Consider the following 12,914-nt stretch of genomic DNA (forward strand, 5'->3'; position numbering starts at 1 on the left):
AAACTCTCCCTCTAGCGGTGCAGGTCCCGAATTCCAGCGAGCAACGTTGGCGCTAGTTCCGGTAGGGAAACAAGGATATCGGGTAGCGACGGGTCCACCTGGTTGTAGGTCAGCTCGGAGCCGTCGATGCGACTGCAAAATGCTCCTGCTGCCTGCGCCACGGCGACCGGAGCGGCTGAATCCCACTCGAACTGGCCGCCAGCGTGCACATATGCCTCTACCTCACCGGTCAGCACCGCAGAGATCTTCGCGCCCGCGGAACCGATCGGCACCAGGTCTGCTCCGGCCAGGTAGGCCAGCTTCTGCACGAACTCCGGCGGCCTGGTGCGGCTCACCGCGATACGGAACCTGCCGCCGTCGAAGACGGGCAGCTTGGGCGGTTCGCCGGTCGTCAGCGTACGGCCCTGCGCGGGCAGCGCCACCGCGCCCGCGGTCAGCACTCCGCGCTCCCACAGGGCGACGTGCACGGCCCAGTCTGAGCGCCCCTCTTCCGAGTATTCGCGGGTGCCGTCGAGCGGGTCGACGATCCACACGCGGTCGGCCGTCTGCCTGCGCGGGTCGAGGCGCTCCTCGCGGGTCGCCTCCTCCGACAGCACGCTGTCGGACGGCCGCAGCCTCGCCAGCGCCTCCATGAGGAAGACGTGCGCCTGCTGGTCACCCTCCTTGCGCAGGGAGGGAGGATGCTCGAAACCCTCGCGCTCGCGCAGGGCCAGCAGCCTGTTGCCTGCCTCGGTCGCCAGATCGGCGGCAAGGGCGTGGTCGTCGCGAATCGTCATTAGTAAGCTCCTTGCCCGCGGGCGACGGCCGACCAAGTCTTCCACAGGATCTGGAGGTCCAGCATGAGGGACCAGTTCTCGACATAACGCAGGTCCAGCCGCACCGATTCCTCCCAGGACAGATCGGATCTGCCGCTCACCTGCCACAGCCCCGTCAGCCCTGGGCGGACCAGCAGCCTCCTGCGCACGTCGTCACCGTAGCTCGCCACCTCCTCAGGCAGCGGCGGCCGCGGCCCGACCAGCGACATCTGCCCGAGGATCACGTTGATGAGCTGCGGCAACTCGTCCAGCGAGTGCCTGCGCATCAGCGCGCCCAGCGCCGTCACCCGCGGATCGTCGCGCACCTTGAACAGCACCCCGTCCGCGTCGCTGACGAGGGTGAGCTTGAGCTGCTCCGCGTCCCTGCGCATCGTGCGGAACTTCACGATGGTGAACAGCGCGCCGTCCCTGCCGACCCGCGTCTGCCTGAACAGCGCGGGCCCAGGGCTCGTCATCCGTACGGCTGCCGCCAGCCCGACCAGCAGCGGCGCCAGGACCACCAGCAGCGCGCCGGCGACGAGCCGGTCGAACACGTTCTTGACCAGTTGCCTGGCCCCGGCCAGCTCGGGATGCTCCACGTGCAGGAGCGGCAGCCCGGCCGCCGGTCTGATCGTGGTGCGCGGCCCGGCGACCTCCATGAGCGCGGGCGCGACGACCAGCTCGGTGTGCGTGCGCTCCAGCCGCCAGGCCAGCCTGCGCAGCGCCACCCCGTCCATCTCCGGGCAGGCGAGCACGGCCACGGTGTCCGCGTCGTGCTGGCCGACCACCAGCGGCACGTCGCTGAAGCTCCCCGAGATCGGCACGCCCGCGACGTTCTCGCCGGGCGCGTCGACCGGCAGGCACGCGGCCACGACCTCCATGCCGTGGTAGCGCTCCTTCTCGAAGCGGCGCACGAGCTCGGTGATCGAGGTGCGGTGGCCGACGGCGACGACCTTGCGCATGCACGCCCCGCTCGCCCTGCGCCGGTGCAGCGCGCGGCGCAGGCCGTACCTGACCATGAGCGTGAGCAGCGTGGTGAGCGGCAGGGCCATCACGACGTAGCCGCGGGCGACGTCGGTCTTGGTGACGTAGGCGCAGATGGCCATCGCGGCGGTCAGCGCCACGCCGCACTGCACGACCCTGCGGAACTCCTCGGAGCCGATGCCGATCATGCGCGGCTCGTAGGCCCGGTTGAGCGTCACGGCGCAGACCCACAGCAGCGGGAGCGCGGTGCTGAGCACGATGTACGGCGTGGCGTAGGCGGTCAGCTCGCCGAACCTGACGAAGAAAGCGGCCGCTGCGCCCAGCGTCGCGGACGCCCAGTCGGCGGCCAGCGCCCGCGCACGGTAGGAGCGCACCCAGTCGGGCATGCGAGGGCTGGCCCGCCACACGATCTCGGGCTCCGATCGCACGACGGTCATGAGCCCCTCGCCGCGTGCTCCCTCGCTCACGCACGCCTCCATGTGACCGAACGTCAACAGACAGTCACCAGATCGTAGCGGCGGTCTACCGTGCGCAATCGCGGAACGAATGAATCAGCGGGGAGGGCCGGAAATGTTCAGATCGAGGGGGTGGAAGGCGTTCTGGGTGGCTTCCAGGCCCTTTTCCATCAGCGACTCGACCAGATCGGCGGCGCGGTCCACGAGGAAGGGCAGATCCTTGCGCTCCGCCGTACCGAAGTCCTTCAGCACGAAGGCGGCGGGGTCCATGCGGCCGGGCGGGCGGCCGATGCCGAACCGCACCCGCAGGTAGTCCTTGCTGGCCATCGACTTGGTGATCGACTTGAGACCGTTGTGCCCGTTGTCGCCGCCGCCGAGCTTCGCGCGCAGCGCGCCGTACGGAATGTCGAGCTCGTCGTGGACGGCGATGATCCGCTCGGGCTCGATCTTGTAGAAGTCGGCGAGCGCCTTGGTCGGGCCGCCGGACAGGTTCATGAAGGACAGCGGCTTGGCCAGGATCGCGGCGCGGGTCTCGAGCACCTCGGCGCGGCTCTTGTGGACCTTGAAACGGCCCCCGGCGCGTGCGGCGAGCTCGTCGGCGACCATGAAGCCGACGTTGTGCCGGTGCCCGGCGTATTCGGCGCCCGGGTTCCCGAGCCCGACGATCAACCAGCGGTCCATGATTCCCCTTAGAGCGCCCAGAACCCTTCGGAGAGGCCCCTCCCACCTCCGTGGGGGAGGGGGTCGCCTCTTCACACAGGTGAGGGGCTTCTTCTCGGCTGTTCTCATGCGAGAACGGGGCAGCCGAGAGGCTGCCCCGTCCGCGGTACGACTGACTTACTCGGCGGCCTCTTCGGCGGGCGCCGCGGCGGCCTCGCCCTCGGAGGACTCCTCGTCGCCCTCGGGCTCGGCGGCGGACTGCGCGCTGACCTGGAGGATGACGGTCTCCGGGTCGGCGATGAGCGTGCTGCCCTCGGGGAGCTTCAGGTCGCCGGCGGTGATCACGTGGCCGACCTCGAGGCCCTCGACGTCGATCTCGATGCCGGTCGGGATGTGGGTGGCCTCGGCCTCGATGGAGACGGAGACGAGCTGCTGGTCGAGGATGCCGTCGGAGGAGACGTCGCCGACCGTGGTGACCGGGATGTCGACGGTGACCTTCTCGCCGCGCTTGACCAGGAGGAGGTCGACGTGCTCGATGAAGCCCTTGATCGGGTCGCGCTGGACGCCCTTGGGGAGGGCGAGCTCGTCGACGCCGTCGCCCTGGAGGCGGATCAGCACGTTGGCGGTGCGGAGGGCGAGGAGGACCTCGTGGCCGGGGAGCGTGAGGTGCTTGGGGTCGATGCCGTGGCCGTAGAGGACCGCGGGGACCTTGCTGGCGCGACGGATCTTGCGAGCGGCGCCCTTGCCGAACTCGTTGCGGGGTTCGGCGGCGATACGTACTTCGGCCACGACATCTCTCCTAGGGATGCATTGGAAGATCGGAGTGCGCGTTCACCCTGACCCGCCCTAGCGGGAGGCGTTACGAACGCAACCTTTAAAGACTACCTGCTGTTGGGCCACCCTCCGAACGGACGGGCGTTTCCCGGGGGCCAGCCCTCTGACGGGCTGGGCTCCCTTGATGGCCCACACCTCTGACGGGCTGAGGTCCTTAGAAGCCCTGAGCCCCTGAGGGTCCCTGGGGGGTGGGGCCCTGGTGGTTAGGAGTCGCCTTCGAAGAGGCTGGTTACCGAGCCGTCGCTGAAGACCTCGGTGATGGCCCTGGCGATCAGCGGGGCGATCGACAGCACCGTCAGCTTGTCAAAACGCTTCTCCTCCGACAGCGGCAGCGTGTTCGTGACGATGACCTCGGAAATGCGGGAGTTCTTCAGACGATCCACCGCCGGATCGGAGAAGACGGCGTGGGTGGCGGCGACGATGACGTTGGTCGCACCCTGGTCGTAGAGGGCGTCGGCGGCCTTGCAGATCGTCCCGGCGGTGTCGATCATGTCGTCGATCAGCACACACGTGCGCCCGCGCACCTTGCCGACCACCTCGCTGACCTTCACCGAGTTCGCCACGTCGAGGTCGCGCCTCTTGTGGATGAACGCCAGCGGCGTCCCCAACGTGTCGGCCCACCGCTCGGACAGCCGCACCCGCCCCGTGTCCGGCGACACGATCGTCGTCGTCTCCAGGTCGAGCTTGTCCTTCAGGTACCGCTCCAGGACGGGCATCGCGAACAGGTGGTCCACCGGCCCGTCGAAGAAGCCCTGGATCTGCGACGTGTGCAGGTCGATCGACATCAGCCGGTCGGCCCCGGCCGTCTTGAACAGGTCAGCCATCAGCCGCGCCGTGATCGGCTCCCGCCCGCGCCCCTTCTTGTCCTGCCGCGCGTAACCGAAGAACGGCATGACCACGGTGATGCGCTTCGCGGAGGCCCGCTTCAGCGCGTCGACCATGATGAGCTGCTCCATGATCCACTTGTTGATCGGCCCGGTGTGGCTCTGGATCACGAAGGCGTCGCAGCCGCGCACGGACTCCAGGTAGCGGGCGTAGATCTCGCCGTTGGCGAAGTCGATCAGCTTGGTCGGGGTGAGCTCGACGCCCACGCTCGCCGCGACTTCCTCTGCCAGCTCCGGATAGGCCCGCCCGGAGAAGAGCATCAGCTCTTTCTCGCCCGGCTGCTTGATGCTGGTCATTCCGTTTTCTCCCGCTCTAGCGCCCTCTCGGCCGCCGCTGCCGATTTCGTGCCCGCGCGCCTGCGCAAGACCCATTTCTCGATGTTGCGCTGCCGCGCTCTCGCCACCCCGATCGCGCCGGGTGGCACCTCGCCGTCGATCACGGATCCGGCCGCCGTGTAGGCGCCGTCTCCGATCGTCACCGGAGCGACGAGCATGGTGTCACAGCCCACGAAGGCGGCCTCGCCCACGGTGGTGTGATGTTTGTTGACCCCGTCGTAGTTGACGAAGACGGTCGAGGCGCCGATGTTGGCGTCGGCGCCGATCGTCGCGTCGCCCGCGTAGGTCAGGTGCGGCACCTTGGCCCGCTCGCCGATGGTGGAGTTCTTCACCTCGACGAACGTGCCTGCCTTGGCCTTGGTCTTGAGCACGGCGCCGGGCCGCAGGTAGGCGTAGGGCCCGACGTTGGCGCCGTCGCCGACGACGGCGCCGTCGCAGACCGCGTTACGGATCACGGCCCCGACGCCGACGACGGTGTCGGTGAGCGTGCACCCCGGCCCGACCTCGGCTTCGGCGGCGATCGTGGTGCTGCCGTGGAGCTGCGTCGCCGGATGAATCACGACATCAGCGGAAATTTCAACGTCTACGTCGATCCAGGTGGACGACGGGTCGATGATCGTGACGCCGTTCCGCATGTGGCGTTCCAGCAGCCGCCGGTTGAGCACCTGGCGGGAGAAGGCGAGCTGTACCCGGTCGTTGACGCCCTCGACCTCGACGTAGTCGGCCGCGACGTGCGCGCCGACCCGGTGGCCGTCCTCGCGCAGGATCGACAGCACGTCGGTGAGGTATTCCTCGCCCTGGGCGTTGTCGGTCGAGACGCGCTTGACGGCGTCGGCGAGCAGCAGCCCGTCGAAGGCGTAGATGCCGGAGTTCATCTCCCTGATGGCACGTTGCTCGGGAGTGGCGTCCTTCTCCTCGACGATCTCCAGGACGGCCTGGTTGCCGTCGCGGATGATCCGCCCGTAACCGGTGGGATCGGGCACCTCGGCGGTGAGCACGGTGACGGCGTTGCCGTCGGCTGCGTGCCGTACGAGAAGGTCTGTCAGGGTTTCCGTACGCAGCAGCGGCACGTCGCCGTAGGTCACCAGGACCGTTCCGGCAATGGTGCCCACCTCTTCGAGCACGGTCCGTACGGCGTGGCCGGTGCCGCGTTGCTCGCGCTGCACCACCGCCCTGGCGTCCGGGCTCGTCTGCGCGAGGTGTTCGCCGACGCGTTCGCGTGCGTGTCCGATGACGACGATGAGCCGCTCCGGATCGAGATCGCGGGCGGCGGCGAGCATGTGGTCGACCAGCGCGCGGCCGCACAGCTCATGCAGGACTTTCGGGGTCTGGCTCTTCATCCGGGTGCCCTCGCCGGCGGCGAGGACGATGACGGCTGCCGGGCGCGGCACACTCACGGACTGAGGCTCCCTGTGGCTGGACGGTTCAGGGTTAGGCACGGCTACCGCACCGTCACCCTCCCGACACCTGGAGGATACCAACACCCACAGCTAGCTCCCGGAAGAGGATTCGAACCCCTACAAAGTGGACCAAAACCACTTGTCCTGCCGATTAGACGATCCGGGACTGTCGCGCCCAAGGATACCGACCTTGCACCCGTTTTCGCGCCGCGATAACACGCGGGGCCGAATGCCGCAAGGGATCCAGGGCACTCAACAGCGCCACCAGAGCGTCACCTTCCCCACATCCACGGCTTAGGGGTTCCTTACTTACGATGGCGTAGGTTACGGTGGCGTAGCCAGACAAACATGCTGTGAGAGGTAGCCCATGACCGTTCTCGCCGAACGATCTGTACCAGGCCCCAAGCCAGAATTCGAGCCAGAGCCCCGAACCAAGGCCGAACTCGTCATCTTCGGCCTCGTCGTGGGCCTCCCGCTGATCGCGTTCGCCGTCGCCGTGCCTCTGGCCTGGGGTTGGGGGCTCCTCGGCTGGACGGACATCGCCATCGCCTTCGTCTTCTACGTGGTCTCCGGCCTGGGCGTCACCGTCGGATTCCACCGCTACTTCACCCACGGCTCCTTCAAGGCCAACCGCGCACTGAAGATCGCCCTGGGCGTCGCGGGCAGCCTGTCGCTGGAGATGTCGGTGCTCGACTGGGTCGCCACCCACCGCAAGCACCACAAGTTCTCCGACAAGGAGGGCGACCCGCACTCCCCGTGGCGCTTCGGCACCGGGTTCAAGGCCATGACCAAGGGCCTGCTCTACGCCCACATGGGCTGGCTGTTCGAGCCCGAGCGCACCAACAGGGAGAAGTACGCCCCCGACCTGCACAAGGACGAGGACATCATGAAGCTGCACCGCGCCTTCCCGGCGCTCGCCGCCTTCTCCCTCGTCGCCCCCGCGCTGCTCGGCGGCCTGCTCACCTGGTCCTGGCAGGGTGCGCTGACCGCGTTCTTCTGGGCCACGCTCGTCCGCATCGGCCTGCTGCACCACGTGACCTGGTCGATCAACTCGATCTGCCACGTGTTCGGCGAGGAGGACTTCGAGGTCCGCGACAAGTCGCGCAACGTTTGGTGGCTGGCCATCCCTTCCTTCGGCGAGTCTTGGCACAACCTGCACCACTCCGACCCGACCTGCGCCAGGCACGGCGCGCTCAAGGGTCAGATCGACCTGAGCGCGGGCGTCATCCGCGGCTTCGAGAAGCTCGGCTGGGCACACGACGTACGGTGGCCCACACCCGAACGGCTGGCGGCAAAGCGCATTGTCTAGCGCAAGCACCGTCATGATGGACACTGTGACGGAACCCCGATCTCGCAGGCGTATGACCGGAAGAGAACGCAGAGAGCAACTGATACGCATCAGCCGCACGCTCTTCGCCGAGAAGGGGTTCGACGGGACCTCCATCGAGGAGATCGCGGCTACGGCCCAGGTGTCCAAGCCTGTGGTCTACGAGCACTTCGGCGGCAAGGAGGGCGTCTACGCGGTCGTCGTCGACCGCGAGATGCAGAAGCTCCTCGGCATGATCACCGAGGCCCTGTCCGCGACGCACTCCCTGATCAAGCTGGAGCGGGCCGCGCTGGCGCTGCTGCGCTACATCGAGGAGAGCAGCGAGGGCTTCCGCATCCTGGTGCGCGACTCGCACGCCGCCTCAGGCTCCGGCACCTTCGCCAGCCTGATCAGCGAGATCGCCAGCCAGGTCGAGGACGTGATGGCCGACGAGTTCGTCGCCCGCGGCTACGACCCCAAGCTGGCCCCGATGTACGCCCAGATGCTCGTCGGCATGGTCGCGCTGACCGGCCAGTGGTGGCTGGACGTGCGCAAGCCCGGCCGCGAGGAGGTGGCGGCGCACCTGGTGAACCTGGCGTGGAACGGTCTGACCGGTCTCAACCCGCAGCCCCAGATCACCGCTGCCACCCGCCTCCACCCCGTGGTGACCAGGCCACTGGTGCCCCGCCCTTCCGAGAAGGAGCTGCGCGACCTGGAGAAGGCTCGCGCCAAGGAGCTCAAGGAGGCGGAGAAGCAGCGCGAGCGCGAACTGAAGGAGCGCGAGCGGCTTCTACGCGAGGCGGAGAAGGCCCGCGAGCGCGAGGAGAAACTGCGTCTGCGCGAGGCCAAGATCGCCGAACGGCAGGCAAAGCTGATTCAAGACTGATGTCGTTGAGCCGAAGTTCACTTTGCGTTCAACCTGATTGGGCATATTAGCCAATATGTCCGCCGAACTCCTGCACCCTGGAAACGACCTGCCCCTGCCTCAGGAGCGGTTCCTCAACCGTGAGGAGAGCTGGCTCCAGTTCAACGAACGGGTGCTGGAACTGGCGGAGGACCCCTCGCTCCCCCTTCTCGAACGGGTGCGCTTCCTCGCGATCTTCGCCAGTAACCTCGACGAGTTCTTCCGCGTACGGGTGGCGGGTCTCAAGCGCCGCATGGCCACAGGCCTGCTGCTGCGTACCAAGAGCGGGCTGAAACCCCGGGAAGAGCTGGCCCGGATAGCGACGATCGCCGACAAGCTGGCCAAGCGGCACGCGGGGATCTTCCACGAGAAGGTCTGCCCGGAGCTGGCCACCGAGGGCATCGCGATCGTGCGCTGGGACGACCTGGGCCGCGAGGAGCGCACCGAGCTGCGCAAGCTGTTCAGGGAGCGGATCAGGCCGGTGCTGACACCGCTGGCCGTGGACCCGGCGCATCCCTTTCCGTACATCTCCGGCTTGAGCCTCAACCTGGCGGTCGTGGTGCGCAACCCCACGACCGACCACACGGTCTTCGCGCGGGTGAAGGTGCCCTCGCAGCTCCCCCGGTTCGTGGCCGCCTCCAAGGACCGGTTCGTCCCGCTGGAGGATGTGATCGCCGCCCATCTCGGGCAGCTGTTCAAGGGCATGGAGGTCGTCCAGCACCACGTCTTCCGCGTGACGCGCAACGAGGATCTCGACGTCGACGAGGACGTCACGGAGAACCTCATGAAGGCGCTGGAGAAGGAGCTGCTCAAGCGGCGCTTCGGCCCGCCGGTGCGGCTCGAGGTGGAGAACACGATCACCGACGAGGTGCTCGAACTGCTCGTCGCCGAGCTCGACGTCGCGCCGCACGAGATCTACCGGGTGGACGGGCCGCTCGACCTCAGCGGGCTCACCGCGATCGCCGACCTGGACAGGGGCGAGCTCAGCTACCGTCCGTTCGTCCCGGCGGAAGCCGTACACGCCGACGACGACATCTTCTCGGTGCTGCGCGAGCGCGACCTGCTGCTGCACCACCCCTACGACTCGTTCGCCACCAGCGTGCAGCGCTTCATCGAGGCGGCGGCCGAGGACCCGCACGTGCTGGCGATCAAGCAGACCCTCTACCGCACGTCCGGCGACTCGCCGATCGTGGACGCGCTGATCGACGCGGCGGAGGCGGGCAAGCAGGTCGTCGTCGTGGTCGAGATCAAGGCGCGCTTCGACGAGCACGCCAACATCACCTGGGCGCGCAAGCTGGAGAAGGCCGGCTGCCACGTCGTCTACGGCGTGGTCGGGCTCAAGACCCACTGCAAGCTGGCCCTGGTCGTACGGCAGGAGCCGTCAGGAGAGCTGCGCCGCTACTGCCACATCGGCACCGGCAACTACAACCCCAAGACGGCCCGCCACTACGAGGACTTCGGCCTGCTGACCGCCGACCCGCTGGTCGGCGAGGACGTCACCGACCTGTTCATCCACCTGACCGGCTACTCCAACCACTCGGCCTACCGCAGGCTGCTGGTCGCGCCGCACTCGCTGCGCGGCGGGCTGCTGGCCAGGATCGAGCGGGAGATCGCCCACCAGCAGGCCGGGCGGCCGGCGCGGATCAGGATAAAGACCAACTCCCTGGTCGACGAGCCCGTCATCGACGCCCTGTACCGGGCCTCCCGGGCGGGCGTGCCGATCGACCTGTGGGTGCGCGGCATCTGCATCCTGCGTCCGGGGATTCCCGGGTTGTCGGAGACCATCCGGGTCCGTTCCGTGCTGGGGCGGTTCCTGGAGCACTCGCGCGTCTACGAGTTCGGCCTGGGCCGCCGTCCCGAGGTGTGGATCGGCAGCGCGGACCTCATGCGCAGGAACCTCGACCGCCGCGTGGAAGCCCTGGTCAAGGTGACCGGCCAGCAGCACAGGGCCTACCTGATCGAGCTCATGGACCTGGCGATGGCCGACACCACGACCGCGTGGTGGCTGAACTCGGACGGGACCTGGAACCGCCACATGGGCGAGGACCTGCAGAACCACCTGATCGCCACGCGGCGATGGAGGACCGTTGATGACTGAGGTGTTCCGCGCCGCCGGAGCCGTCGTGTGGCGCGGAGACGAGGTGGCCGTCGTTCACCGGCCACGGTACGACGACTGGACCTTCCCCAAGGGCAAGGTGAAACCGGGCGAGCACCTGATCGCCGCCGCGTTGCGTGAGGTCGGCGAGGAGACGGGCATGGAAACCGTCTTCGGCCGGGCGCTGCCGCCGATTCACTACCTCAAGAACGGCAGGCTCAAGCGCGTCGACTACTGGGCGGCCGAGGCCCTGACCCACGAGTTCACGCCGTCGGAGGAGGTCGACGAGCTGCGCTGGCTGCCGATCGCCGAGGCCCGCGCGCTGCTGACCTACGAGTGGGACGCCGGGCTGCTGCACGCGCTGACCGCGGCCCCGCTGAACACCACCCCGCTCGTCCTGGTACGGCACGGCTCGGCCGGCACGCGCCACGGGTGGAAGGGCGACGACGACCGGCGACCGCTCGACACCGACGGCCGCGCCCAGGCCAGGGTGGTCGCCCAGGTGCTGCCCGCCTACCGGCCCGCGTCGCTGCTGAGCTCGCCGAGCCTGCGGTGCGTGCAGACCCTGGAGCCGTACTCGTCGGACGTGCGGCTCGAACCGCTGCTCAGCGAGCACGGACAGGACGGCACGAAGACCCCGAAGCTCGTCAGGGAGCTCACCGGGCCCGCTGCGGTGTGCAGCCACGGCAAGGTGCTGCCCGGCCTGATCACCGAGCTCAGCGGCACCCGCGTGCACCTGCGCAAGGGCGCCTTCGCCGTCCTCCACAGGGCCGGCGACAAGGTGGTGTGCGTGGAGCGTTACTCCACCTAGAGCAGCTTTCCTACGGCCTTGACGGTCTTGGCCCACACGCCGGGGAACTCCTCGTGCGCCCTGGCCGCCGTGCCGCGCTCGATGCCGATGAGGACGCCGTAGGTGAAGGTGTCCTCCCCCGCCTGCCGCGCGGACTCCGCCTCACTGACGAGGGTCTCCTGCGCGACCACGCCGTCCTGGTGATGACCCAGGACTTCCTGTACGGCTTCCGCGTGCTTGGCCAGCTCGTACATCGGCTTGCCCAGGGTGGATCTGAGGGCCTCAGCGGTGTACCGAGCGCGCTTGGCGGACTTCCGCACCTCGTGCAGGTCGCCGCCCTCGTACGCCTTGGTCACCCGGTCCCAGCCCTTGGCCGCCACGCCGTTCAGCGTCGGTTCCGCGGGCTTGTAGGCGGCCTTGCCGAACGTGGGCGCGGCGATGAGCTGGTCGAGCGCGTCGAGCAGGGCGTAGTAGCGCTCGCCGCTGAGCGTCTCGTTGATCCGGTCGTAGGCTTCCTGCTCGCGCTTGTGCAGGTCGTCGCCGAGCCTGGTCTGGATCGGGCCGGAGACCAGCTCGGGGTCGAGGTCCCTGAGGTGCCCGGCGAACCTGGCCCTGATGACCTCCAAGTCACGGGCCTCGCCTAGGACTCCGGCGATCCACTTGAGCTCCTCCTGGAGCTGCTCGCTCTCGCCCACGATGGTCTTGAACGCCTTCAGCGCGCTGCGCATCCGGCGCGAGGCGACGCGCATCTGGTGAACGGCGTCCTCCTCGGCCCGCCGTACCCGGGGGTCCTGCGCCAGCAGGGCGTTGACCTGGCTCTCCAGGTAGTCGAGCACCGCGCGGCCGGCCGTACCCGACTTGAGCTCCGCCCTCGGCCTGGGCGGGCGGGCGAGCAGGCGGCCCAGCTTGCTGGCCGCTTCAGAACGGCTCGCGCCCGCCTTGCGCAGCTTCTTGCCGACCTTCGCCAGCAGGGCGCGGTCGCCGTCGATGATCTCGGCTTCGACCTCGCGCCAGCGCTCCGGGTCGGCGCCCACCACGGTGCCCTTGACCTGGTCGTCGGCGATCTCGATCAGCCGCCTGCCCTCGCTCAGCAGGACGGTGACGCTCCGCTTGGTGTCGAGCTCGGCGACCATCTCCAGCGGCGCGCCCCTGGTGTAGGCGCGGACGAGCTCTTCCAGCTCGGCCGGGACCACCTTCGTGCTGCGGGTGAGGGGGTGCGTGATCTCCTGGCGCGCGCCCTTGCCCAGGGGGAGCTTGAGGTGCCAGCCGGGATCGGCGCCGCCGCGCCTGCGCCGCAGCGTGATGCCCCTGGCCGCCAGCCTGAAGTCGGCGGTGTCGTAGTAGAGGGCGACGAGCTGGTGGGTCTTCGGGCCCACCACCTCGGCAAGTCCAGACAGATCCGGCACTTCGTAGTCGGGTGGAACGTCGAACTTGTCCTCGATTTCGGTGTTGGACCGCGCTTCGCTCACAGC

General features: G+C 68.5%; 11 protein-coding genes and 1 tRNA gene. 4 read left to right on the forward strand and 8 right to left on the reverse strand.

What is annotated here, in order from left to right; translation table 11 throughout:
• Positions 1-11: 11 nt before the first annotated feature.
• From ACIBG8_RS48555 to ACIBG8_RS48585, 7 genes are all read right to left on the reverse strand, one after another.
• A complete protein-coding gene (locus ACIBG8_RS48555; protein ID WP_397350127.1) occupies positions 12-776 on the reverse strand; it encodes a 3'(2'),5'-bisphosphate nucleotidase CysQ in 765 nt (254 codons plus the stop codon).
• A complete protein-coding gene (locus ACIBG8_RS48560; RefSeq protein ID WP_397350468.1) occupies positions 776-2,215 on the reverse strand; it encodes a sugar transferase in 1,440 nt (479 codons plus the stop codon). Before ACIBG8_RS48560 ends, ACIBG8_RS48555 begins: the two co-directional genes overlap by 1 nt.
• Before the next feature lie 114 nt (positions 2,216-2,329).
• A complete protein-coding gene (pth, locus tag ACIBG8_RS48565) occupies positions 2,330-2,914 on the reverse strand; it encodes an aminoacyl-tRNA hydrolase (protein ID WP_397350128.1) in 585 nt (194 codons plus the stop codon).
• 156 nt (positions 2,915-3,070) lie between these two features.
• On the reverse strand, positions 3,071-3,682 hold the full coding sequence (locus ACIBG8_RS48570; protein ID WP_397350129.1) for a 50S ribosomal protein L25/general stress protein Ctc: 612 nt from the start codon (positions 3,680-3,682) through the stop codon (positions 3,071-3,073).
• Positions 3,683-3,930: 248 nt separating this feature from the next.
• Positions 3,931-4,872 (reverse strand): ribose-phosphate diphosphokinase, encoded by a 942-nt coding sequence (locus tag ACIBG8_RS48575; protein ID WP_397350469.1) that lies wholly within the window; start codon positions 4,870-4,872, stop codon positions 3,931-3,933.
• A 32-nt stretch (positions 4,873-4,904) separates the two neighbouring features.
• Positions 4,905-6,344 carry a bifunctional UDP-N-acetylglucosamine diphosphorylase/glucosamine-1-phosphate N-acetyltransferase GlmU gene (gene glmU, locus ACIBG8_RS48580; protein ID WP_397350130.1) on the reverse strand — a complete coding sequence of 480 codons (1,440 nt, stop codon included), beginning with the start codon at positions 6,342-6,344 and terminating at the stop codon, positions 4,905-4,907.
• Positions 6,345-6,441: 97 nt separating this feature from the next.
• Positions 6,442-6,513: transfer RNA gene (locus ACIBG8_RS48585), tRNA-Gln, on the reverse strand.
• 201 nt (positions 6,514-6,714) lie between these two features.
• On the opposite strand from ACIBG8_RS48585, the gene ACIBG8_RS48590 reads away from it, so the two are divergent.
• From ACIBG8_RS48590 to ACIBG8_RS48605, 4 genes are read left to right on the forward strand one after another with little or no spacing between them, the layout of a single operon-like run.
• Positions 6,715-7,656, forward strand: a complete 942-nt coding sequence (locus ACIBG8_RS48590) for an acyl-CoA desaturase (RefSeq protein ID WP_397350131.1) — start codon at positions 6,715-6,717, stop codon at positions 7,654-7,656.
• A gap of 52 nt (positions 7,657-7,708) precedes the next feature.
• A complete protein-coding gene (locus ACIBG8_RS48595) occupies positions 7,709-8,539 on the forward strand; it encodes a TetR/AcrR family transcriptional regulator (protein ID WP_397350132.1) in 831 nt (276 codons plus the stop codon).
• Between the two features lie 55 nt (positions 8,540-8,594).
• Positions 8,595-10,655, forward strand: coding sequence for an RNA degradosome polyphosphate kinase (locus ACIBG8_RS48600; protein ID WP_397350133.1), 2,061 nt, complete (start codon positions 8,595-8,597; stop codon positions 10,653-10,655).
• Positions 10,648-11,463 (forward strand): NUDIX domain-containing protein, encoded by an 816-nt coding sequence (locus ACIBG8_RS48605; protein ID WP_397350134.1) that lies wholly within the window; start codon positions 10,648-10,650, stop codon positions 11,461-11,463. The genes ACIBG8_RS48600 and ACIBG8_RS48605 overlap by 8 nt, the downstream gene beginning before the upstream one ends.
• Here ACIBG8_RS48605 and ACIBG8_RS48610 read toward each other — a convergent pair.
• On the reverse strand, positions 11,460-12,911 hold the full coding sequence (locus ACIBG8_RS48610) for a CHAD domain-containing protein (protein ID WP_397350135.1): 1,452 nt from the start codon (positions 12,909-12,911) through the stop codon (positions 11,460-11,462). The genes ACIBG8_RS48605 and ACIBG8_RS48610 overlap by 4 nt on opposite strands.
• Between the last annotated feature and the right edge of the window lie 3 nt (positions 12,912-12,914).

This window comes from Nonomuraea sp. NPDC050556 (assembly GCF_044457355.1).
GTDB lineage: Bacteria > Actinomycetota > Actinomycetes > Streptosporangiales > Streptosporangiaceae > Nonomuraea.